The sequence below is a fragment of the Candidatus Thiodiazotropha endoloripes genome, from assembly GCF_001708965.1.
Classification (GTDB): Bacteria; Pseudomonadota; Gammaproteobacteria; order Chromatiales; family Chromatiaceae; genus Thiodiazotropha; species Thiodiazotropha endoloripes.
In genome coordinates, this window is sequence record NZ_LVJW01000007.1 from 209,127 (window position 1) to 231,750 (window position 22,624).

13 protein-coding genes are annotated in these 22,624 nt (G+C 52.3%); 8 read left to right on the plus strand and 5 right to left on the minus strand.

Features of this window, described 5'->3' with window-relative positions; all coding sequences use genetic code 11:
* The first annotated feature begins 33 nt into the window (after window positions 1-33).
* Window positions 34-2,259, plus strand: coding sequence for a hypothetical protein (locus A3193_RS19335; RefSeq protein WP_139117068.1), 2,226 nt, complete (start codon window positions 34-36; stop codon window positions 2,257-2,259).
* Between the two features lie 23 nt (window positions 2,260-2,282).
* Window positions 2,283-4,232, plus strand: a complete 1,950-nt coding sequence (locus A3193_RS19340) for a hypothetical protein (RefSeq protein WP_141694806.1) — start codon at window positions 2,283-2,285, stop codon at window positions 4,230-4,232.
* A 97-nt stretch (window positions 4,233-4,329) separates the two neighbouring features.
* Here the strand turns inward: A3193_RS19340 and A3193_RS19345 are convergent, their stop codons facing one another.
* From A3193_RS19345 to A3193_RS19360, 4 genes are all read right to left on the minus strand, one after another.
* Window positions 4,330-7,491 (minus strand): efflux RND transporter permease subunit, encoded by a 3,162-nt coding sequence (locus A3193_RS19345; protein ID WP_069006369.1) that lies wholly within the window; start codon window positions 7,489-7,491, stop codon window positions 4,330-4,332.
* Window positions 7,488-8,801 carry an efflux RND transporter periplasmic adaptor subunit gene (locus tag A3193_RS19350; RefSeq protein ID WP_069006368.1) on the minus strand — a complete coding sequence of 438 codons (1,314 nt, stop codon included), beginning with the start codon at window positions 8,799-8,801 and terminating at the stop codon, window positions 7,488-7,490. The genes A3193_RS19345 and A3193_RS19350 overlap by 4 nt, the downstream gene beginning before the upstream one ends.
* A 33-nt stretch (window positions 8,802-8,834) precedes the next feature.
* The gene (locus A3193_RS19355) at window positions 8,835-9,512 is read right to left on the minus strand and encodes a CerR family C-terminal domain-containing protein (protein ID WP_069015628.1); all 678 of its coding nucleotides are present in this window, start codon (window positions 9,510-9,512) and stop codon (window positions 8,835-8,837) included.
* Window positions 9,513-9,645: 133 nt separating this feature from the next.
* Window positions 9,646-10,152 (minus strand): CBS domain-containing protein, encoded by a 507-nt coding sequence (locus tag A3193_RS19360; RefSeq protein ID WP_069006366.1) that lies wholly within the window; start codon window positions 10,150-10,152, stop codon window positions 9,646-9,648.
* A gap of 653 nt (window positions 10,153-10,805) precedes the next feature.
* Here A3193_RS19360 and A3193_RS19365 point away from each other — a divergent pair.
* The 3 genes from A3193_RS19365 to A3193_RS19375 all read left to right on the plus strand — a co-directional run bounded on the left by A3193_RS19365 (window position 10,806) and on the right by A3193_RS19375 (window position 14,329).
* Window positions 10,806-12,470, plus strand: coding sequence for an acetolactate synthase large subunit (locus A3193_RS19365; protein ID WP_069015629.1), 1,665 nt, complete (start codon window positions 10,806-10,808; stop codon window positions 12,468-12,470).
* Window positions 12,471-12,481: 11 nt separating this feature from the next.
* Window positions 12,482-13,879, plus strand: a complete 1,398-nt coding sequence (locus A3193_RS19370) for an aldehyde dehydrogenase family protein (protein ID WP_069015630.1) — start codon at window positions 12,482-12,484, stop codon at window positions 13,877-13,879.
* A 159-nt stretch (window positions 13,880-14,038) separates the two neighbouring features.
* On the plus strand, window positions 14,039-14,329 hold the full coding sequence (locus A3193_RS19375) for a hypothetical protein (protein ID WP_139117067.1): 291 nt from the start codon (window positions 14,039-14,041) through the stop codon (window positions 14,327-14,329).
* Between the two features lie 71 nt (window positions 14,330-14,400).
* Here A3193_RS19375 and A3193_RS19380 read toward each other — a convergent pair whose 3' ends face one another.
* Window positions 14,401-15,447 (minus strand): metallophosphoesterase, encoded by a 1,047-nt coding sequence (locus A3193_RS19380; protein ID WP_069015631.1) that lies wholly within the window; start codon window positions 15,445-15,447, stop codon window positions 14,401-14,403.
* Window positions 15,448-15,874: 427 nt separating this feature from the next.
* Between A3193_RS19380 and A3193_RS19385 the strand changes: the two genes are divergently transcribed.
* From A3193_RS19385 to A3193_RS19395, 3 genes are all read left to right on the plus strand, one after another.
* Window positions 15,875-17,173, plus strand: a complete 1,299-nt coding sequence (locus tag A3193_RS19385; protein ID WP_162272515.1) for an alkaline phosphatase PhoX — start codon at window positions 15,875-15,877, stop codon at window positions 17,171-17,173.
* Window positions 17,174-17,519: 346 nt separating this feature from the next.
* A complete protein-coding gene (locus A3193_RS19390) occupies window positions 17,520-20,918 on the plus strand; it encodes an endonuclease/exonuclease/phosphatase family protein (protein ID WP_069015632.1) in 3,399 nt (1,132 codons plus the stop codon).
* Window positions 20,919-21,298: 380 nt separating this feature from the next.
* Window positions 21,299-22,522, plus strand: coding sequence for a patatin-like phospholipase family protein (locus tag A3193_RS19395; RefSeq protein WP_068992233.1), 1,224 nt, complete (start codon window positions 21,299-21,301; stop codon window positions 22,520-22,522).
* The last annotated feature ends 102 nt before the right edge of the window (window positions 22,523-22,624 follow it).

Genomic DNA, 22,624 nt, shown 5'->3' on the forward strand with positions numbered 1-22,624 from the left:
TCTTCAAAAAAACAAATAAATAGGGGAATCCATATGGCTAAAGGAGCAGGGCATACCGCTGTTGGTTACACGAAACGGTCATTGCATCGTTTGACTGTTTTACTCTTGGCTTTTCTGTCTGCTGTTGTCTTAGCGCAAACGCCACCCCCCGCCGTAGTCCAGTCGAGCCAGACGCCATTGCAGCTAGTGGTTGAAAACAGGACCGGCTACGAGGTCGATGTGCTCTATAAGCAGAACGACCAGTATACATTTCACACCAGCATCCCCGATGGTCAGGATATGGTGCAGCAGGTCACCCCTGGTTTCGTCTGGTTCTTCGGTGCTGGCGGTGAAACCATCATCGCCCAGTATCAGACCAACTCGGCACAGCAACAGCAGATGGTGCTTACCCCGGAGATGATCGTCTCTGCAGGCTTAGCCCCGGCTGCGTCATCAGGCCGTGTTGCCGCTGAGCAGCAGGGCTCGGTACTGCCGGCCGAACTGCCGCCACCGAAGTTCATCAAAGGGCCAGAAGTCGAGAACGATATTCCGGCGAAACAGGACTTCAGTGAAGATGCGGCAATCGAAGAGCTGGAACCGATCCGTGCGCCCCTGGTTGAGTGGTACAACATCAGTGATAAAGCGTTTGCGATTCTTACCTCTGACACGGCCTTTCTAACCGCTACGGAGTCGGGTGATCTGACTGTTTTCAAACAGCCAAAAGGCACTGCCGCTGATACAAAGTCCGGCTGGATGGCTACGGAAGTGGAAGGTAAAAAGGGTATCTATCGAATCAACAATCTCTATATGAATGACAGCTATCTCTATATCGATGAACTGGCGGTTCAGGGTTCACCAGTCAAACTGGGTACCGAAGGTATGACCTCAGCCACCGGTGAGTGGCGTATCGACAAGGGCCAGACCTTTACCTTTCTGAGTAATGTGGTGCGTCCCAACCTTAAGATTGGTGTGCGCGATGGCAAAGTGGGCTTAAGCTCTCAGCCTTACAATCGATCCGAATACATCGATGAGATCAAAGCCCACCAAGCGGGGGATGCCTTTGCCTTATACAGCGCCGAGGCTTACCGGGCCCTCATCGGTCTGGTGCCTGCCTTGGCGCAGATGGCGGAAAACGTACGAATCCTCGAAGAGCAGGAAGCCAAACGTCAGGCCGCCATCGAAGAGAAGAAGCGCCAGGCGGAGGCGGCAGAGCTGGAGCGACGCAGAATCGCGGCGATACCCCAAGTGAATCGCACTCGGGGTAACGTCACCAGCAGAATGGGGGTCGGTGATGTCTATGATGGTGAGAATGGCGAGAAGGCCATCAAGTATAAGTTCAACAAGACAGATTCCACCGAGGTATTGTCGGTAAACCTGCGTACCTCCAAGGATCCGGCTAAAACTCAATATCTGGATCTGGCCATCAAGCCTGAGGTCAGCGCCTGGGTGAAGGATGGGGATCTCTATGTGGCGGTAAAGACAGACAAGCAGACCACCCTAAGTCTGCGCCATGGCCAGACCCCGAGTAAGGATTTTCCAACGGATGGCAACTTCTACGTCGGACACGTTCGGGCCAACTTGAGATTCGATGCCGGTCGGGAAGTGCTGTGGAAACCCTCGGTGAAGAACAAAGAGATCGGCTTTGGTTCAAGTTCGGATGTCTCCAAGGGTATCAACGTATCGGCGGAAGAGATCATCGGCGCCGACATGTCGGAGAGCAGCGGCACCAATGTGAATTTCCAGTCCCGGGAGTTCGAGGTTTCCGGTGTGCGGGGACCCGGACCGCAGATGATCGGTTCGTTGCAGTATGAGTGGGACAGCTGTGCGCTGGCGGATAAACCAAAATCCACCGAACCCTGTACCTATGAGAAGCCGGTGGATCTTTATGATTCGGAGACTCTGAGTCTGCGTAAGATACCTTTGATTGCACACTCGCTTACCGGCATGGAGACAGTCACTGTCTTCAAAAATCGATTTCCAAGGGAAGGCCTCTGGTCGAATGTGCCGATCTATCTGAATATCGATGTACAACTGCATGCAGTGAAGGTGGTCCGCTCATCCAAGAAGAATACCAAGAACAAGGATTGGGAGGATTTCAAAGCGGGATTTACCTATGTTTGGCGCCCCGATTTATGGGATACGGACAAATCATTCAATGACCAGCACATCATCAAAGAGGCGATGCAGAAGCCGGTCGGCTCAACCTTCAATGCCTCATTTAAAGTCTACATGCACGCCAATGTGGATGATCTGAAGCCCTTTATGAAGTCCTCTCTGTAGGCGAGCAACAGGAGTGAACTTCGATGCTTAATGCTACGAGAGTACTATTACTATTCCTTTTCTCTCTGTTGTCGACGACTGCTACGGCAAAGCTGTCAGCGGATCATCGCCATCTCAAGATTGATTTGAGTGGTGCATCCAGTCTGTTGCATCAGGCTGAGCGAAGAGAGCCATCAGCCGATCAACCAAGCTCCCTGTTCAACAGGGTATTGGTAGCCAACAGTAACAGTGGTGTCCCGCAATCGGTCAAAAACAATCGTCGCAGAGACAACGATAACGACAACCGGGGTAACTTCGGCAACAATAACAACAATGCTGACAGAGCAGATGACAATAGCGATACGGGTGACTTCAATGGGGAGCCTGCTGTTCCCATTCCGGCAAAGCCGACACGGAAGATCGGTCCACCACCGGTGGTATCACAACCCGATGCAGATGATGGGGCGGTAGAAGCGGATGCTCCACCGGTCGATCAGAGACCAGGCTGGGGGGACAATCCGCAGAGTGTATGGGGAGATGATCCTCAGCAGGGTAATCAGCCCAAACCGGATCCCAGGTTTCCATTTGGCATCCCACCCGGGGTCGACCCCAACAAACCCTTTCCGGCAAACGATGGTAAAGCGAAAGGCTACAATAACGCACAACAGGCAAAGCCAGATCCAAGGTTTCCTTTCGGCATACCGCCTGGCGTCGATCCCAATAAGCCATTTCCAGCGAATGCTGACAAGGCAAAAGGCTATAACAACGCTAAACCGGTTCAGCCGATCCAGCAACCACAGCCAAACCCAAAACCGCCGGTGGCTGTCGCTCCCGGCAATGTGGGTAAGCAGCCCGCACCGGCTACCGGCGGTAAAGCGCAGGGTTACAATAAAGCCAAGCAAAACGCTGGCGCCATAGCGACAACTCAACCACCTCTGAATACTCTGCCAAATGCCAAACGAGTCTATAACGGAGCTATCACTGAATTCTTTAACGGGTCACGTCAGGCCGATGTTGAATATGCCGGACGCGTTGAATGGGTCAATCTCAAGGGTCCGGATGGAAAAACCCTGCGCGATGACTTTGGCCAACCGGTGGCCGAACCTATGCTGATATCCGGTGACCAGCCAGGGGAGCTCGGCAAGAGGCTTGGTGGGGGTGCCAATTCAGTTGTCTATCTGAGTAAATCGAGGCCAAAAGAGCTGGTCAACAAATTTGTCAGAATAACCGATAACAACGGAAACCTCAGAGCCTCGAAAGAGCGGACAATTACCGATCAAGCCGTCGGCCGACAAATATTGAAGGACCTGAAAAAACTCAAACCCAGGAGTCCGTTTCGTATTGCCAAACAGGAGGGTAAGGTCAAGATCTGGAAAAAAACCGATAAGTTTGGGATCACCCATCGCTTTGCCTTGACGCGGGATGAAAACATATCCTCCCCCATCTATCACAGTAACGGTGCACCATTCGTCAACAAGGATGGATCGCCTGTGACAGTGACCAATGCGGCAGACCGGATTGCAGAACGTGGTCGATATCTATCGCTCAAAGAGGAGCTGACCATCAACATGGTGATCAGAGAACTCAACCAGAATGGTATTGTCTGGACTGACCACAAGCTTGAGAATCTCGATATCGTAAAAGACAACAGTTCCGTTACCGGATACCGGGCCATCTTTTTCGATTTTGATGCTTTCAGGCCGGTGGTGGGAGATTCGAGAAGACATCGCTATAAAGTCGCCCGGGATATGCAAAAGTTTTTTGACAACATCGAGAAGCATGAACGGGCGGGACAGAAGGCGGGAGTCGATATCCATAACTATATGGACTGGACCGTGTTCGCCAACGATAGCTCCTTCAGCTACCTCTATACACCTGGGGCGAATACTTACAGAAAAGAGTACAAGGATTTTGATCGGCTCGATGCGAGAACCTTTAACAAGGCGCTGTTTACCAGTACCGGGAATAACACCATTGGCGTCGAGTTTGAGTAACGCCTAGCGCTGATGGTCGATAGGTGATTGTTGCATACATAACTGTCCCAGTATGAGTCGCAACGATTGATCCGGTGCCTGGCAATCAGCTTACAGGTCAAACGGATTTTTCGTTTTCGAGGTTTGCATCGATTTCGTTTATATCAATTGGCAGCTCTTCAGGTTCATCATCTGCTTGTCCCAGTAGATCGAAATCATCGAGAATGCAGTAGACAGCCGGAACCAGGAACAGGGCTACCAGGGTGGCAGCAGTCAAGCCGAAGGCTATGCTCGCGGCCAACGGGATCAGAATCTGTGCCTGCAGACTCTTCTCCAGCAACAGAGGTGTCAGCCCCGCGATGGTACTGATCGAGGTCAGCAGAATCGGCCGGAAGCGGGCTCTGGCGGCATCTTTGGCCGCCTTCATAACGGCGGTTCCCCTGGCGGATGCCTGCCGGATGAAGACCACCAGCAGGATTGAGTCGTTGACCACAACACCGAACAGGGAAGCCATACCAACCATGCTGGGCATGGTCAGATCGAGACCCAGGGCGAGGTGGCCGAACATCACTCCAATCAAGGCGGCGGGGATCACCAGCATCACTGTCAGTGGTGCCATATAGCCTTTGAACTGCAATGCCAGCAACATATAGACCCCAATCAGACCCAGCAACACATTGCGGCCGATGGACTGGCCGGTTTTGGCTGACTCCTTACTCTCGCCCTGAATATCGAAATGGATATCCGGATAGCGTTCGAGCAGTCCCGGAATGAACTCGGTCTGTGCCAGCGCCAGCAACTCCTGGGCATTGGCCTGGGTGCGATCCACATCCCCCTGTACAGTGACCGTACGCTGTCTGTCCACCCGGTTGATTCTCGCCCAGCCACGTACCTCTTCAATCTCTGCAACGGCAGAGAGGGGGATCAGTCTGCCTTCACTGCCGGCGATGCTCAGGTTGTAGAGATCCTCCGCATCGACCCGGTCACTGGCGATCAACCGCAGATTGACTTCATAACTTTCAGGACCGATCTGAAACTCATCGATCTTCATACCCTGGTAGGCGGTTCTGACCTGTTCGGAGACCTGCTGGGCATCCAACCCGAGGACACCGGCACCCGGTTTGAGATGCAGTCTGAACTCCCGTTTTCCCGGGCGAAGGTCATCGCTCAGGTCATTCACCCCCTGGTAACCGTTGAGCCAGGCCTGAAGTTCGTTCGAGGCTCTTTTCAATCGCTCCAGATCATATCCCATCAACCTCAGGTCAATCGGGCGCCCGCCAGGGCCGAATGCAGGTTCCGTGTATTTGATACTGATCACATCGGTGAGTTGGCCTGTCTCTTCGCGCCACTTGTTGACCACATCATCGAGTCGGGCATCCCTGACCTCTGCGCTGAGCAGATCGGCGACAACACGGGCTACATGTGGACCCGACTCGTAGGCATCCGGATTCTGTCCATAGATGACGGTGACATTGCTGACCAGCGGCTGACTGTCGGGCTGGCTGGGTATGAAGGCCTGGTTGGTCCTTTGCAGGGCCTGGGTGAGATTTTCAACCACTTCCTCGGTTCTCGACAGGGGGGTGCCCTGGGGCAACAGAATACGCGCTTCGAGCACATCCCCATCCAGGTCTGGAAAGCCGACAAACTTCAAGGCGCCACCGGCGGGCAGGGCGATGGAGAGAATCAGCATCATGAAGACGATGCCCAGGGTCAGGTAACGGTAGTCCACGGCCCGGTCGACGAGGGGGCCGAACCAGTTGTCCCGGAAGCTGCTGAAACGGGTTTCGAATCCCTGTCTGAAGCGGGAGAGCTTTTTACTTTTCATGTGAGCCAGCGAGTGGCTCAAATGGTGCGGCAGTATGAGAAAGGCTTCCAGCAGACTGACGCTGATTACAATGATCAGCACAATCGGCATGATCCGCAGTATCTGGCCGATATCTCCGGAAATAAACGCCAGCGATCCGAATACCATCAGGGTGGTGGCAAATGAGGATGCGATGCCGGGAAGTACCTGTTTCACACCGGTGATGGCGGCATGCAAGGGTTTGTCCCCTTTGCTCATGCGTGAGGCGATGTTTTCTGCGATCACGATGGCATCGTCCATCAGCAGACCGATACCGATCAGCAATCCGACCATGGAGATCATATTGATGGTGACATCAAACAGGGGCAGTACAAACAGCGCGCCAAGAAAAGAGACCGGTAACCCCATAGTGACCCAGAAACTGTAGCGCAGACTGAAAAACAGCCACAGCACCAGGAATACCATGATCAATCCCTGGATGCCGTTTTTCACCAGCATGTTCAGACGATCCTGTACCACCGAGGCCCGATCCTGGGTCAGGGTCAGAACGATCCCCTGAGGCGCCTGAAGGCTCTCCTGCTCAACGAATGTCTCCACAGTTGAGAGAACCTCGAGAATATCCTGAGAGCGGGTCTTGGCAATATTCAGTACAGCTGCCCGTTCCCCATTGAAGAGAATTTTGTCTTCATCACGATCGAACCGGTCCGTGATCCTGGCAATGTCGCCCAGTCGAATGGTAGCGCCGGTTGAGCTGGCGATCACCGGCAGGTCGAAGAACTCATCCGCATGTTTCCGCTGATCATCGAAGCGGATCAGGATATCCTCCTGATCACTCTCCAGTCTGCCCGCCGGGGTGCTGATGCTGTGCCGGCGTACCGCATTGGCGATGTCCTGTGCGGAGAGACCGAACTGGCGCAGACGCCAATCGGCAATCTCGATGCGGATATGGTGGTCGGAGAAACCGGATATGGTGACCTCCGCCAGATCGGCCTGGGTCAACAGCTGCGATTTCAGATTTTCCGCGTAGGCTTTCAGGGCAACCGGATCCCGGGGGCCGGTAACCGCCACCGAGATCACCGGTTCGGTTCGTCCCAGCTCTTTGATGATCGGTGGCTCTGTCTGCTCGGGCAGGTCATCGACGGCGTCGATCTCCGCCTTCACATCGTCGAGAAAGCGCGCCATCTCCGCCCCTTCGACCATGCTTGCGGTTGCCACGCCAACCCCTTCACTGGCCTCACAACCCATCTCGTCGAGATCGCTTATGCCTTCCAGCGCATCTTCCAGGCGGCGACAGATGGCATCTTCCACATCTTCGGCAGTGGCGCCTTTGTAGATGACTCTGACCTCAACCTCATCATTCTCGATTTCTGGCAGGGTTTCACGCTGCAGGCCGGGCAGTGCGGTCAGGCCCAACAGCATGATCGCTGCCATCAACAGGTTGGCGGCATTGGGATGACGGGCGAACCAGCTGATCATAGCTGACCCCGGGCGCGTTCCTGCAGCAGCGCTTCCATCTGCTGATCCGGAACCGTTTGCAGCAGCATACCGCTGACAGCCGGTACCAGGTCGGAAATGACAACCCTTTGACCGGGCTGGATGCCGTTCTCGATGACACTGATATCACCCTGGTTGTAGAGAATCTCTACCGGTTGCCGCTGTAACCGATTGTTCTCGTCCGCCAGATAGACGACACCGTTCTTGATGGTGGAGCGGGGCAGGATGATACGGTCTGCCTGGGTTTTGCCTTTCAGCAGTACCTGCACGAACATCCCCTTGGATAGGGGCGGGCGTTGTCCCGGTATGACTTTTTCGAACGGTCGATCCACCGCCACCACGACACCCATGGTGCGGGTGTCCGGATCGACCTTGTCACTGAAGCGGACAAACTCCGCCTGCCATTCGGCTATGGTGGTTCCCAGGTCGAGCCTCAGCAATGGCTCAAAGGCCACCGCTTCGGCCAGATTGCCCCCCAGCATCTCAAACTCAGAGACGTCCCGTCCAATGAACAGACGACGCAGGGACGACATGGGAAAACGGGCCACCACCTCCACCCGATCCACCTCGTCACCCGCCAGCAACAGACCGCCCTTGCTGACAAACTGGTCGATTTCGATTCCCATGTCAGCGACTCGCATATTGAAGGGGGCGTAGACGCTGGTATTTTCCAGATCCCGTTCCGCCTGGCGCTTTTTCGCTTCGAGTACCTTAAGTTTTGTGGGCAGCAGGGCCAGGTTGTTTTTCACATTCTGGACTGCGTTGCGGTTGTTCAGAAGATTCCGTTCCGCGTTATCCAGATCACTCTGTGAGGCGGTCCCTTTTGCGGTCAGTTTGGTGATGCGCTGCAGCTCCCGCTGGGCGATCTTCAGACTGCGTTCCTCAATTGAAAGTGAGGCTTTGACGTTGTTCTCTTCAATCTTCAGTTCAGCCAGCTCTGCGGAGACCTGAGCCAGATTGAGTTCATAGTCCACCGGATCGATCTTCAGCAGCAAGGTCTCCTTGGCGATGATCTCACCATTCCTCAACCTCGGGTGGAGTTCCACGATACGACCGGAGACCTGAGCCACGCCCGACCAGACTCTGGCTGGCTGAATGGTGCCGTAGCCTTCGGCGACCGGGGTCAATGCCAACTGCGGAGCCTCAATTACCCGTACCCGCTTTGTCGGTTCACCCGCCTCACTGGTCACGGGTGGCTGCTTGTTGCCAACCATCACCATCAATACTCCGATCCCAAGCAGGATCGGGGGGATGACCAGGAGTTTGCGCCAAATTGATTTATGATCAGTCATGGTGTTCAGTGACTCTCTCTATCTGTGGGACGGTTAATGATTACTATGGTTGGTGATCGGCTGAGTGTCGAGAATAGCTCGGCACTGAGCTCCAAGCTGGCGTTTGATGGCGTTGATGTTTTCCCCGCTGTAGCGTTTCCGTTTAAGAATTTTCAGCAGGGTGGTCTGGGCAATTCTGAAGATGACAGTCTGACCCAGCAGGCTGTGAACCATATACAGAACCTGGGGATCCTGTGCAGATTGCCCACGGTATTTGGCGACCAGTTGAGCCAGGGATTTGTGCATCGGGCCGAGCAGATTTTCAAACAGAATCTGATACGCTTCGGTTGGCCGGTTCTGTTCGCGGAAGATAATCCCCGGTGCATGTTTTCCGACCTCTCCCAGCAGAATATGCTCGAAAAAATGGCCTAAAAACTGACAGGCCTTTTCTCCACAATCCTCCGCTGAAGCCTGCTTCAGCCAGGGCTCCAGTGAATCCAGCTGCTCTGCCATACCGGCTTTGAGAATCTCACAAAGGTAGGCGACAGTGGCGTGGTAGAGACCCTGCTTGTGCTCGAAATGGTAGGAGATGGCGGAGATGTTGGCGTCAGCCATCTCTACGATCTCCCGGGTGCTGACCCCATCATAATCCCGACTGCCGAAGGCCTGCAACGCCGCATTCAACAGGCGGGTTCGGGTGTCATTCTGGCTTTCAGCGGGGGCGGTGGACATGGGAGTCGGGGCCTGTTCGATGGAGCAGGAAGTATAGTTCCGAATAAGTATTAAATCAAACGTTTGATTTAATTGTCAATCAGCCATAACCCGATTCTGATTGTTGGCAGGCGTGGGGGTTCGCAGCCGTGGATCAGTCCATCGTGTGGCCGGCCAGTTGCAGCATATCGGGGAAGTGTGAAATCAATACCCCGATGACCATCAGTACCACCATCAGGGTGATGCCGCCAACAAAATTCACCAGCATGTTTTTACCGGAACTGTGGTCCGCGAGGGCATGGGCCACATCGGAGATATTCACCAGACCCTGTAATTCATCGTTTTTATAGATCAGCAGGCGCCGGCATTTGTTGCTGCGCATCAGTTTGATGGCATTGGCGCAGGAGCTGTCGTAGTGGACGGATACCAGGTTTTTTGTACAGACATCGCTCAATTTTAGTGCGGACGGATCTTGGTCTGCACCAATAACGCGCACCAGCAGGTCCCGCTCGGTAAACAGACCGGAAATCTGCTGTTTATCCATCACCACCAGCGAGCCGAGGTTTTTATCCGCCATGAAGCGGGAAGCGGTCAATATGTCAGTATCACTGTCCAGTGATGAGACTGGCTCTGAGATAAGTTTGCCTACACGACATGCCATCTGAGTATCCTTTGATTGGTATATATTAATGTTAAAAGTCAAAATAATTGTTGTTTTATTATGCTTGGAGCAATACCCGTGCCACAGCGGAAAATGTCTCGCCTTAGACTCCGCCTGTCCGAGTGTTCAGGGTCTTTATCTGTGCGACGATTTTACTGAAACGATATGTTTTGATTGTTGATCTTATTGTGACTCTGAGATGAAACTGTTCGGAGCTGGTAATACGAACCCATTATCTCCTTTTGGGTTGCAACAGAAAGAGCGCCAATCGTCATTGCCGTCCATCTGATTGGCTAGCTAAAACATATACCCTAATCTGGAAATAGCCAATGTGTGAATCCATACAGTGATTAATTGAGTATAGGATTTGAGTAGACGGTAGTTGTCAGCAATCGATGTCAATTGAATTGGCTCTATGAGTCCTGCACAGATAATTGCAGTTGGCATGGTATCTGCGAATCTTTGATCTACAGCAGATGACTCTCAATGTCGACCGCTTAACTCTACGCCATCAGAAGTAGAGGGTGAGCAACTTGTGCATGCTATTGTTGTATAGAGACTACTGCCGTCTACGGGGAATGGTACCAGGGCCTATTGGATTAGCGTTAACAGGCCCTATATGGTTATAACAACAAACAAAGCGTGGCAAATTCATGAAAGCATCTGACCTTATCGTAAAATGCCTGGAGGAAGAGGGTATCGAGTATATCTTCGGTGTACCTGGAGAGGAGAACGCCGACTTCATGCTCTCTCTTGAAAAATCTGAAAAGATCAAATTCATTCTGACTCGCCATGAACAGGGTGCGGCATTCATGGCTGAGATCTATGGTCGTTTGACCGGAAACCCCGCCGTCTGCCTGGGGACACTTGGCCCTGGTGCGACCAACCTGATCACCGGTGTTGCCGATGCCAACATGGACCGTGCACCGATGCTGGTGCTTACCGGGCAGGGATCCACTGAACGTTTACATAAAGAGTCTCATCAGATTATGGATGTGGTGGATATGTTCAATCCGGTCACCAAGTGGGCCACCAGTATCTACAATGCGGTTACCATTCCGGAAGTGGTACGCAAAGCGGTGCGTATTGCGCGTACGGAAAAACCCGGTGCGGTGCTGATTGAGTTACCGGAAGACATCGCCAAACATGAAGTCGATTCGCAGCCATTGGAGCCGCGCCGATTCAGACGCTCTGTCGCTGACGATAAGATTGTCGACCGGGCATTCGAACTACTCAAAAATGCCAAACGACCGGTGATCATCGCCGGTAACGGTGCGATTCGCCGCCGCGCTGCCAAACAGTTGAGAATTTTTTGTGAGAAGACCGGTATCGGTGTACTGACAACGTTCATGGCCAAAGGTGCTGTGGATTTTGATTCGGACTACTGTCTCTATACCATCGGGCTCGGTAGCAAAGACTATCCCACCTTTGCCATTGATGAGGCTGATCTGGTGGTGACACTCGGTTTTGACATGGTGGAATACCATCCCAGATTGTGGAATCCGCATAAGAACAAGCCGATCATTCACGCTGATTTTCTGCCTGCGGAAGTGGATGAATACTATCATCCCCAGGTCGAATTGGTGGGTGACCTGGCCCATACCCTGTGGATGATCAATGAACGATTGGAACAGCGGGGAGTACCCGATCTCGATCTCACCAGACAACAGGAACTGCGGCGGCTGATGCAGGAAGAGTTGGCAATGCATGCGGATGATGAAACAGAGGGGACGCTGCGTCCGCAGAAGATGTTGTGGGATGTTCGAAAGGTACTGGGCCCGGACGATATTCTGTTGTCCGATGTGGGCGCCCATAAGATGTGGATTGCCCGACACTACCATTGCCATCAACCCAATACCTGCCTGATACCCAATGGTTTCTGTTCCATGGGAGCAGCATTGCCCGGCGCCATAGCCGCCAGTCTGGTCGCCCCGGAGAGACGCATCGTCGGTATTTCCGGCGACGGTGGATTCATGATGAATATTCAGGAGATGGAGACGGCCAAGCGACTCAACTGCAATCTGGTGATGTTGATATGGGAGGATCACGCCTATGGATTGATCGCCTGGAAGCAGGAGAGTCAGTTCGGACGCCATACCGATCTGGCATTCAACAATCCGGATTGGCTGCAGTTGGCGGAATCCTTTGGCTGGCATGGATATCAGGTGACCGAAAGCAAAGCGTTTGCCGATACCCTGGAGGCAGCTTTTTCAAAAGCCGGTCCAAGTTTGATTGTTGCACCGGTCGACTACAGGGAGAATATGAAGTTGACCCGAAGACTTGGTGAAATCACCCAGCCCTGCCCATTGTCCAGTTGAGGAAAAAATATATGACCACCAGCCTTAAGGTAACTTCCCCCTATGATGGCTCTCTGCTTGAAGAGATACCTTTTAGTGATGGTACAGTGATTGAGCAGGCGCTGGAGACGGCCTACGGCTGCTATCGGAATCGTCAGGCCTGGGTACCACTGCATGAGCGGGTAGCGATACTGGAAAGACTTACCCAGTTGATGACCGAGCGATGTGATGCACTGGCACTGCAGGCTGCCCGGGAAGGTGGTAAGCCATTGGTCGACTCGATTGTGGAAGCGAAACGGGCGGCTGACGGCATCAAGCTGGCGATTGAAACCATACGTACGGAAGCCGGGGAGGTTGTGCCGATCAATGGTACTCCGGCCGGTGCCCAGAGAGTGGCCTTTACCCAAAAGGAACCGATTGGTGTGGTCGTGGCGGTGAGTGCCTTCAATCATCCGTTGAATCTGATTGTGCATCAGGTGGCAGCCGCCGTGGCGGCTGGATGTCCGGTTATCGTAAAACCGGCCGAGGATACGCCGATCTCATGCAAAGCCTTTGTCGAGATGCTGCATGAAGCGGGCTTGCCCAAGCCCTGGTGTCAATTTGTACTGCCTGAAAGCCTGCAGCTGGCGGAGCGTCTGGTGACCGATCAACGGGTTGGTTTTTTCAGTTTCATCGGCAGTGCAAAGGTGGGTTGGATGTTACGTTCCAAGCTTGCCCCGGGCACCCGGTGCGCCCTCGAACATGGTGGGGTGGCGCCACTGATTCTGGCTGAGGATGCGGACATCGATAAAGCCCTCGCATCGGTACTGAAAGCGGGTTTCTACCATGCCGGACAGGTTTGTGTCTCTGTACAGCGGGTCCTTGCAGAGGGGAGTATCGCTGAGGAGTTCAGTCAGCGTCTGGCGCAACTCGCGGATGGCTTGAAGGTTGGTGATCCTGCTTCACTGGAGACCGAAGTTGGGCCATTGATCAGACCGGCTGAGATGGAGCGGGTTGCAAGCTGGGTGGATGAGGCGGTGACAGAGGGTGGTCAACGCTTGAACGATGGAGGCAGGCTGGATAACAACTGTTACAGCCCAACCGTGATCTATAACCCATCCCATAGCTCTAAAGTCTCTCAACAGGAGATCTTCGGACCGGTGGTCTGTGTCTACCAAAGCGACTCCCTGGAGAGTGCCCTGCAGCAGGCCAATGGATTGCCCTATGCCTTCCAGGCGGCGGTGTTCACCCGGGATATCGACAAAGCGATGATGGTCTATCGCAATATCGACGCCTCAGCAGTAATGGTCAATGATCATACGGCTTTCAGGGTGGACGGTATGCCCTTTGCAGGATTACGCCAGTCCGGACTGGGGGTTGGTGGCATACCCCATACAATCCGTGATATGCAGATCGAGAAAATGCTGGTATTGAATTCTGCGCAGTTGTAGCAGGGATAGCGGAAGTTTAAACGGAATTCAGAGTTATTCCCGATCAAACCGGCATTCCGGTGAATGCCCAAGTCAGAGATTGCTTGAGGAGGCGGAGGGCAGGTGATTCAGGTGCGGGGTTAATAACAACAAACAGAAACACTATTGACGGAGCAGATCATGACGATCCATGACTATTTACTGAAACGGCCGATTCTGACTTTCCTGCTGTTAATAGTCTCTGCTTTGGCCTTCGGCTTTTTGAGCATCAACATCTTTCGACTGCTTGCAGCGAATTGGGAGTTCATCGTTACTTACGGCCTGGTTGCGCTGCGTGAGGGCGCCTTGTGGCAGACCTTTGAATTAATTCTCACCGGCATCGTGGCGATGCTGTTCTTCCTGTTGTTCAGGTTTTCCGAGGATATTCTGATCAGCTGGTTGGGCAACCGCAAAATCGGTCGGAAAAAGTAATCCTGTTCCTTCTCAGTTCAGGGTATGGATGCATGGATCCATACCCTGAAACATACGATCAGCCGATCAGTTTACAGATTCTCTTCAATGATCATGGGCTGAAACTTGAAGACCTGTTTCGATTTCGGGTTTACACTGATTTTGACCCAGTGAACCCGACTCGAGCCGAAGTTTTCCACCCGGGTGAAATTACCGATAAAGCCATTTTCAACCAGCCCCGGTTTGTCCACCCGGAAGTAGTGGGAGTCACCGTGTGCCAGAACAACCGGCTTGGCATACTCCAATGTACGTTGTTCCATGGTGGTTAAGATTTCATTGAAACCTTCTCTGGCTGCAGTAAGGGCATCCCCTTGTGGTAGGGTATAACCGACTTCCAGAATGGGATTGGCCTGCATCATGAACAGTAGTCCTGGAGCATCCTCTTCAATCGCCTTGTCGAAGCTGTCATTGATCCAATGTACCGCCGCGTCGATCCGACGATAGGCTTCAGCATCATCCTCATCACCGCGGACTACTGAGGAGGCAGGGTCAAAGTCTTTCAGACCATTGTTGCTGCCAACTACATGAAGGGCTGCGAAGATTACGCCATTTTTACTCCAGCGTACATTTTCCGGAAACTCCTCGTAGCCTGGGGTCCAAGCCTGGGTCTCGACAGACATGGTCTTACCGCCGATGGTTTTGCCGGGATTGGAGAAGAATACCTCTCTCAGTTTTGCGAGTCTTTCAAGCGGCTGGTATTCACCGGCGTTGACCCGATGACAGTCGGTCCACTCATTGTCACCAGGGGTGTAGATGAAAGGCTTTTTGAATGCGTTGTAGCGGTCCAGCCGATCGTAGAAAAGATCATCGGAACATTCGGTGCCACCGCTTTTGATATCACCGGTATGGATAACCCACTTCAGCTTTTTCTGGCGGTTGACCTTGTTGACCAGATTGTCGAACGCAGGATAGTCACTATAGGGTGCTACACCATAGGGAACGTCACCGATCATGGCGAAAGCAAAACTGTCGCCACTCTCTCGTTCGGATCTGTCATCACGATCATCACCTGCTATCGCTGAGCAGGAGATCAATAGAGCTGCAAAGCTGGTAGCGATTTTGGTAAGTGTTGAGTTCACTGGCTTATCTCCGGAATAGATTGATTCTGTTATATCAGGATGCTCACAAGTCGATGTTCGGCGATGTGATTTGGCTTTGCCGTTTCTCTGTCATAGGCTTATCGCTTTCCAACACTAGTCAAACATCGGTCGGTGAGTGTAGAGCCGAAGCCTTTCAGGATGATTGCAATTGTATGGTTAATATATTTCAGGCAGACGAAAACGCGCTAAGGTGCTGGTGTAATCGCTGCCATGTTAGAATCTGATTCAGATAGGTGAATCACACATGGTTACCACAAGAAGTTCGCCCTGATGAGTTGTTTTTTTTACAAATCATGCAGCGAATCGGGCCTTGAATAGCAAAGATTCGATCAGTCAGGGATTGACAGTGACAACGTTTGCAAGCGAGGAAAAAGCATAGATGTTCAGACCCTTGTCGGTAGTGTTTATGACAGTTCTGATTACCCTGGCCGGAGGGAGTGTGACGGCTGAGGGATTGAAGAGCTATAATTTCAAACCACTTGATGAATCGGCCAGATGGACTGATTGGAATCCCGCTTCACCCTGGAAGTTGCCTCGGGGCTACACACAATGGATTGTGGCTGGCGAGCGACAACTGAATATCTATGACAAGGGTCGAAATGACTGGCATGACATGAACACAGTCAACGAGACCGGACCCCGGCATGGCCGTTTCCTGTATCGTACCCACGAAGTACAACTGCCGGAGAGTTTGCCGGAAGGTGGATCTGTCAGTGTGGTCGATTTAAAAACCGGAGAGGCGACTCTGCTGGTGCAGGATTCCAGCTATAACTCACTCGATGGCATTCGCTGGACACCGTGGGGAACCCTGCTGTTTGCTGAAGAGATTGAAGGTGGAAGACTGTTTGAGATACTTCTCGACGAAGATCTGGTAACGGCCCGGGATGTGATCGACAGACCGGCAGTGGGGCGTCTCGCACACGAAGGAATAGAGCTTGACAGGGCAGGGAACCTCTATCTGGTTGATGAATACCGTGGTCGTACCTCCGGGTGTCGAGGGGTAGTGCCCTGTGGTGGCGGTATCTATAAATTTGTCCCCGATGTGGCAGGGGATCTCTCATCCGGAAAGCTTTATAGCCTGAAGGTTACGGGTGCGGATGGTGTCGGTCAGGGTGAGTGGGTTGGCCCAATCGATCCTCAATCGGCGCGGATTTCCGCCAGTCAGGCTGGTGGTCAAAGTTATCAACGACCGGAAGATCTGGAGGTGATTGGCAATACCCTCTATGTGGCTATTACGGAAGGGCCTCGGGATACGGCGGCTGTACCGACTTCAGGTCAACTGGTTTATACAGAAGAGTTGTACGAAGGGCGTGTGATTGCAATCGATCTGAAGTCAATGCAAGTGAGTAACTTTGTGAAACCCGGAATCAATGTCCCGGTGGAAATCGGCTACCCTGGGGATGAGGGACATCAGACAGGCTTTGACAGTGTCGACAATCTGGCTGAAGCGCCAACAGGTGATCTGCTGATGATTGAAGATAACTCGCCGTCGGATATCTGGATCGCCAGCCAGCATACCAACGAGTTTGGTGCTTCGCGCAAAGTCTCACTGTTTGCCTCTTTGAGTGATCCACAAGCAGAGGGTTCAGGTATCTATTTCAATCCTCATGATCCCAGTGTACTCTATGTCAATGTTCAACACTCTGCTGCAGAGGATGGGGATGCTACCTGGGCAATCAGTCGACATGCCGGAGAATCGAAGTAGAGAGAGATGGATCCATAGACAGTAAAGAAAAATAACTGAAACCGGTAGGGAGACCGGTGCAAAACAAGCAAGGGATTGAGTACGTCTGTGGTGGCTAATGGCCACCTTTTTTTTGTCCAGAATCCAAGCTTCAGTTGAGCATATCAATACCACCACATACTTAATCTCCGGGTTATTTAGTGAAATCCGGTGATAAGAAATTGGTTGTCATAAAACGCACATATCGATCTGTAGAAAAAAGATAAAAAAAGCGTCATCAAATGCTCAAATCCACGAAATGGAACAAGTATAGGGTTGTGAGCCAGTTTGAGATGAGCTGACCCTATCAATGTAAGGATATAAACAGATGTTAAACGATAAGCGCCTGGCGGCGGCTCTATTTGCGGCCTCATGCCAACCGGTTTTTGCCGATACAACCGTCTTTATAAACGAGATCCACTATGATAATACCGGTAGTGATACCGGCGAGTTTGTAGAGATCACAGGTCCAACAGGTACAGATCTGAGCGGTTGGCAACTGGTGCTCTATAACGGTTCAGCTTCAGTACGCAGTCCTTATGCAAACATCGATCTGTCCGGTGTGCTAACAGATGACACGGGCAGTGGTTATGGTTTCACAGTAATCAGCCACAGTGGTATCCAGAATGGTTCCCCGGACGGTCTGGCACTGATCGACAGTGCGGGTACAGTCGTACAGTTCATCAGTTACGAGGGCAGCTTTGTTGCCAGTTCCGGTCCAGCTGCCGGCATCACCAGTATGGATATCGGCGTCGCCGAAACCTCTTCAACCGCTGTTGGCCAGTCGATGCAGATGCAGGGCAGTGGAGTCATGGATACAGACTTCATCTGGGTGGCTGATCTTACACAAACCGTCTCTGCTCTGAACCTGGGTCAGAGTCTCAACGGTTCTGTGATTGGCGATGGTGGTGATTCAGGTGACGGTGGAAATGATAACAACGACACTGTCGCCATCTATGATATCCAGGGAGCTGGCCACAGCTCACCTTATGAAGGACAGAACGTCACCACCACAGGTGTGGTCACCGCTACCGACTCCAATGCAGTCTTTATCCAGGACGTGCTGGGAGACGGGGATAATTCAACCTCCGATGCCATCTATCTCTACACCGGTAGCGGCCATGGTCTGCAAGTGGGTGATGCGGTTCAGGTAAGCGGCACGGTAAGCGAGTACTTTCCGGGTGGTGCAGGTACAGGCAATCTCTCCAGTACCCAGTTTTATCGCCCTGATGTGACAGTCGAATCACAGAATAATATGCTGCCGGATCCGGTGATAATCGGGCGTGGTGGCCGGATCGCGCCAAACCAGATTATCGATGACGATATGCTGGCAAACTTCGATCCGCAGAATGATGGTATCGACTTCTATGAGAGTCTGGAAGCCATGCGGGTGACGATCGAGGATGCGGTCGCCGTATCGCCAACCAACCGGTATGGTGAGATCTTCACCTTGGCCAACAATGGTGAGGATGCATCGGGTCGTAACCTTCGCGGTGGTATCACGATCAAACCGGACGACTTCAATCCTGAAAGAGTCCAGATCGATTTTGACAGCGGAATACATGATTTCCATGTCAATGTGAATAGCGGTGATCAACTCGGTGACGTTACCGGGGTGGTGGGCTATTCATACGGTAATTTTGAGGTCTATCCCACAGAAGACTTCTTGCGTACGGATAATTATCTGCAGGCTGAGCAGACCCGTCTGGTAACCGAGGGTGAACGTCAGTTGACCGTGGCAAGCTACAATGTTCTGAATCTTGACCCGAATGATGAAGATGGTGATCAGGATCTGGCCGATGGCCGTTTTGATCGTCTGGCCGAGCAGATTGTCAACCAACTGCAATCTCCCGATATCATTGGCTTGCAGGAGATACAGGACAGTTCGGGATCCGCCGATGATGGAATTGTGGATGCTGATGAGACACTGAGGCTGCTGGTGGCCGCGATTCGAACTGCCGGCGGACCCAACTATGATTACATCGATAATCCACCTGAAAATAATCAGGATGGGGGACAGCCCGGTGGCAATATTCGGGTAGCCTTTCTCTATAATCCGGAAACTGTCGAAGCAGACAGGGAGTCGGTCAGCAGGCTGACGGATCAGGATCTATCCGATGGAGACGCCTTTGCCAACAGTCGTAAACCGCTCTATACACGTTTTGAAGCTGCGGATCATGAAATCCATCTGATCAACAATCACTTCTCTTCCAAGGGGGGCAGTACACCACTGTTCGGTTCCGTACAGCCTCCGGTTAACGGCAGTGAGGATGAACGGCTGGCCCAGGCAAGAGTTGTCAATGGTTTTGTTGCCGCACTGCAGGAAGAGGATCCACAAGCCAGAGTGATCGTGCTGGGTGATCTGAATGAATTTGAATTCATGGATCCGATCCGTGCACTGAAAGGGGATGAGAGTCCCCTATTGGCCAATCTGACGGAGACTCTGCCGGTTGAGGAGCGTTACAGTTACAACTACCAGGGTAATGCCCAGGCACTCGACCATATTCTGTTGACACACAATCTGGCACAACATGCCGAGTACGATCTGGTTCATCTGAATACAGAATTCCATGATGCGGCCAGTGATCATGATCCAGTGGTTTTGCGGTTGGAATTGTCTGAAAAGAAGCGTGTGCGGTTTGCCACTTTCAACGCCTCATTGAATCGTTCCAATCCAGGTGAACTGATCGCGGATCTCTCCACACCTGATAATCCACAGGCCAAAACCATTGCGGAGATCATCCAGCGTGTACGGCCGGATGTGTTGCTGCTGAACGAGTTTGATTTCGATGACGAGCATGAAGCGATCGAGCTCTTCCGGAAGAACTATCTGATGAAACGTCAGAATGGTCAGAAGCGGATACGCTACAAACATGTCTATGTGGCCGAGTCCAATACCGGCATTCCCACAGGTTTTGATATGGATAACGACGGTAGTGTGGATGGACCGGGTGATGCCCAGGGTTTTGGTTTCTTTCCAGGTCAGTACGGCATGGTGCTGCTATCCCGTTATCCAATCAAATACAGTAAAGTCCGTCTGTTCCAGAAGTTTCTGTGGAAAGACATGCCGGATTCAATGCTGCCTGAAGCGTGGTACAGCGAGGATGAGAAATCGGTGTTGAGACTCTCATCAAAGAGCCACTGGGATATTCCGGTGAAGGTGAAAGGCAAGCTGATCCATGTCCTGGCAAGCCACCCGACGCCTCCGGTATTCGATGGTCCGGAAGACAGAAACGGTCGCCGCAACCATGATGAGATCCGCTTCTGGAGCGATTACATCTCCGGTGCGGAATATATCTATGACGATGAGGGGGTGGCTGGAGGGCTGCCGGCCAACGAGCGGTTTGTCATCATGGGTGACCTGAATGCCGATCCGCACGATGGGGACAGCACTGCAAACCCAACCGCAAAGTTGCTGGCCAATCCATTGGTCAATACAGCCATTACACCGGTCAGTGCTGGTGGGGCGGATGCCCTGCTCAGACAGGCAGGTGCCAATCTGAGCCATATCGGCGGTGCGGATTTCGATACCGCCGATTTTGCCGACGGTTCGCCTGGCAACCTGCGGGTCGACTATGTTCTGCCTTCACATAACCTGAAGATGCTGGGTGCCGGCGTGTTCTGGCCCGCCGCATCGGATCCCTTGTTCGATCTGGTCGGCGACTGGCCCTTTCCCGGCTCCGATCATCGTCTGGTGTGGATCGATCTGGTGAAAAAATCCAGATAATCGACTACACCTGGCAGGACCTGATGGGTGGTTCTGACACAGATAAGCGGATAACAGGGATGTTATCCGCTTTTTCTTTTCGGGTCTTTCTGATTCCTTTCATCCGAACAGATAAAAAAATCAGTCCGTAATTCAACGCGAATTATTGCATATAGTTTCAGGGCGACTAGGCTGGGATGCGCTCTTAATAGTGGTTCCATTCGTAGATGGTTTGAAACTGCAATAAAGTGATCAATCAGAATACAGCGCCCCAATGAGATTATTCCGCACCCCAGTGGGCTTGGGCTGGAATGGTGTCGCGTGAAAATTCAGAGGTTCTTTATTTATTGAAAGCCATTAGTATGTCTTGTATACAATCACCGAATGAGTGTTAAAGAGCCGTGAGAAAACCTAACTATCAGTTTGTATTCAGCAAAGTGCCATGGTTTGCGCTGATTTTGCTGTTGATCTCCGGGTGCAGCTCCGTGCAGCGACAGTTTCCCGCTCCGGCGGAACATCATTATGAGAGTGTCCAGGTTTCAGGTTACAAAAATATAAGATTCTGGGGGGATAAACCGGCCCCCTATCTTGATGAAGCGATCGAAAATCTGCGTATCAGCATTGAGAGCAATCCAGAGTGGAAACAGCGGTTCGATCTGCTGGCCCTGTCCGGCGGTGCAGAAGATGGAGCCTATGGTGCAGGATTCCTCAAAGGTTGGAGTGATCGGGGAGGGCGTCCTGAATTCTTCATGGTCACCGGTATTTCCACCGGCGCCTTGATCGCTCCTTTTGCCTTTTTAGGCTCAGCCTACGATGATGCGATCAAGCGGCTCTTCACCCAATCCTCCAAACAGGATATCTTCATTCTTACTCCTTTCAGCGCACTGTTTGGCGGATCGGCGTTAGGCGACACAAAACCGCTGCAAAAAATCATCAGTCAGGAAGTTGATGATGATATGGTGGAGGCTATTGCCAGAGAGAGTCGAAAAGGGCGGATTCTGCAGATCGCCACCACCAATATCGACGCCCAGCGACCCGTTGTCTGGGAGATCGGCAGGATTGCCGCAAGCGGTCGTCCCGGTGCAAAACAGTTGATTCAGAAAATCATGCTCGCCTCAGCTTCGATACCCGGTGTGTTTCCACCGGTTGTTCTGGATGTTGAGATTGATGGGGAACAGTTTCAGGAAGTACATGTTGATGGCGGTGTCACTTCCCAGATCTTCGTCTATCCCCGAGGACTGCAGGTGCGGGAGATAGAGAAACAGCTTGATCTGCATCCCCAAAAGTCATTCTGGTTGATTCGAAATACCAAGATAGATCCGGAATATGCTCCTGTCGGGTTGGGTGTCGGTGATATCACCAGTCGTTCGATCAGTACGCTGATCAAATACCAAGGGCGTGGTAATCTGTTGAATATCTCCAGTCTGGCTGAACGGGACGGCTTCGATATTCATATCACCAATGTACCCGCTGACTTCGACGAACCGCTGAATGATTTTTTCGATCCGGTCTACATGCAGAGGCTCTACGAAGTGGGTTATTTTAAAGCGCTTTCAGATTGTCCCTGGCATGTCACACTGAATGAAGAGTGTAATGTCATGGAGGACCGTCTGAGCAGCTACTGATATTTTTTAACCGGCACTGGCTGAATAAGAACGCACACAGAGTTCACTCCTCACCAAGCCGATGAATGGGGGTTGTGAAAGCCTTTGGAAAGTACCGACTTT

What these genes read in the sequence shown, in the direction of transcription:
- A3193_RS19385 (WP_162272515.1), top strand. Translation starts at nt 15,875, where the DNA reads ATGACAGTTCTGATTACCCTGGCCGGAGGGAGTGTGACGGCTGAGGGA.
- A3193_RS19375 (WP_139117067.1), top strand. Translation starts at nt 14,039, where the DNA reads ATGACGATCCATGACTATTTACTGAAACGGCCGATTCTGACTTTCCTG.
- A3193_RS19345 (WP_069006369.1), bottom strand. Translation starts at nt 7,491, where the DNA reads ATGATCAGCTGGTTCGCCCGTCATCCCAATGCCGCCAACCTGTTGATG.
- A3193_RS19340 (WP_141694806.1), top strand. Translation starts at nt 2,283, where the DNA reads ATGCTTAATGCTACGAGAGTACTATTACTATTCCTTTTCTCTCTGTTG.
- A3193_RS19335 (WP_139117068.1), top strand. Translation starts at nt 34, where the DNA reads ATGGCTAAAGGAGCAGGGCATACCGCTGTTGGTTACACGAAACGGTCA.
- A3193_RS19355 (WP_069015628.1), bottom strand. Translation starts at nt 9,512, where the DNA reads ATGTCCACCGCCCCCGCTGAAAGCCAGAATGACACCCGAACCCGCCTG.
- A3193_RS19370 (WP_069015630.1), top strand. Translation starts at nt 12,482, where the DNA reads ATGACCACCAGCCTTAAGGTAACTTCCCCCTATGATGGCTCTCTGCTT.
- A3193_RS19365 (WP_069015629.1), top strand. Translation starts at nt 10,806, where the DNA reads ATGAAAGCATCTGACCTTATCGTAAAATGCCTGGAGGAAGAGGGTATC.
- A3193_RS19360 (WP_069006366.1), bottom strand. Translation starts at nt 10,152, where the DNA reads ATGGCATGTCGTGTAGGCAAACTTATCTCAGAGCCAGTCTCATCACTG.
- A3193_RS19350 (WP_069006368.1), bottom strand. Translation starts at nt 8,801, where the DNA reads ATGACTGATCATAAATCAATTTGGCGCAAACTCCTGGTCATCCCCCCG.
- A3193_RS19390 (WP_069015632.1), top strand. Translation starts at nt 17,520, where the DNA reads ATGTTAAACGATAAGCGCCTGGCGGCGGCTCTATTTGCGGCCTCATGC.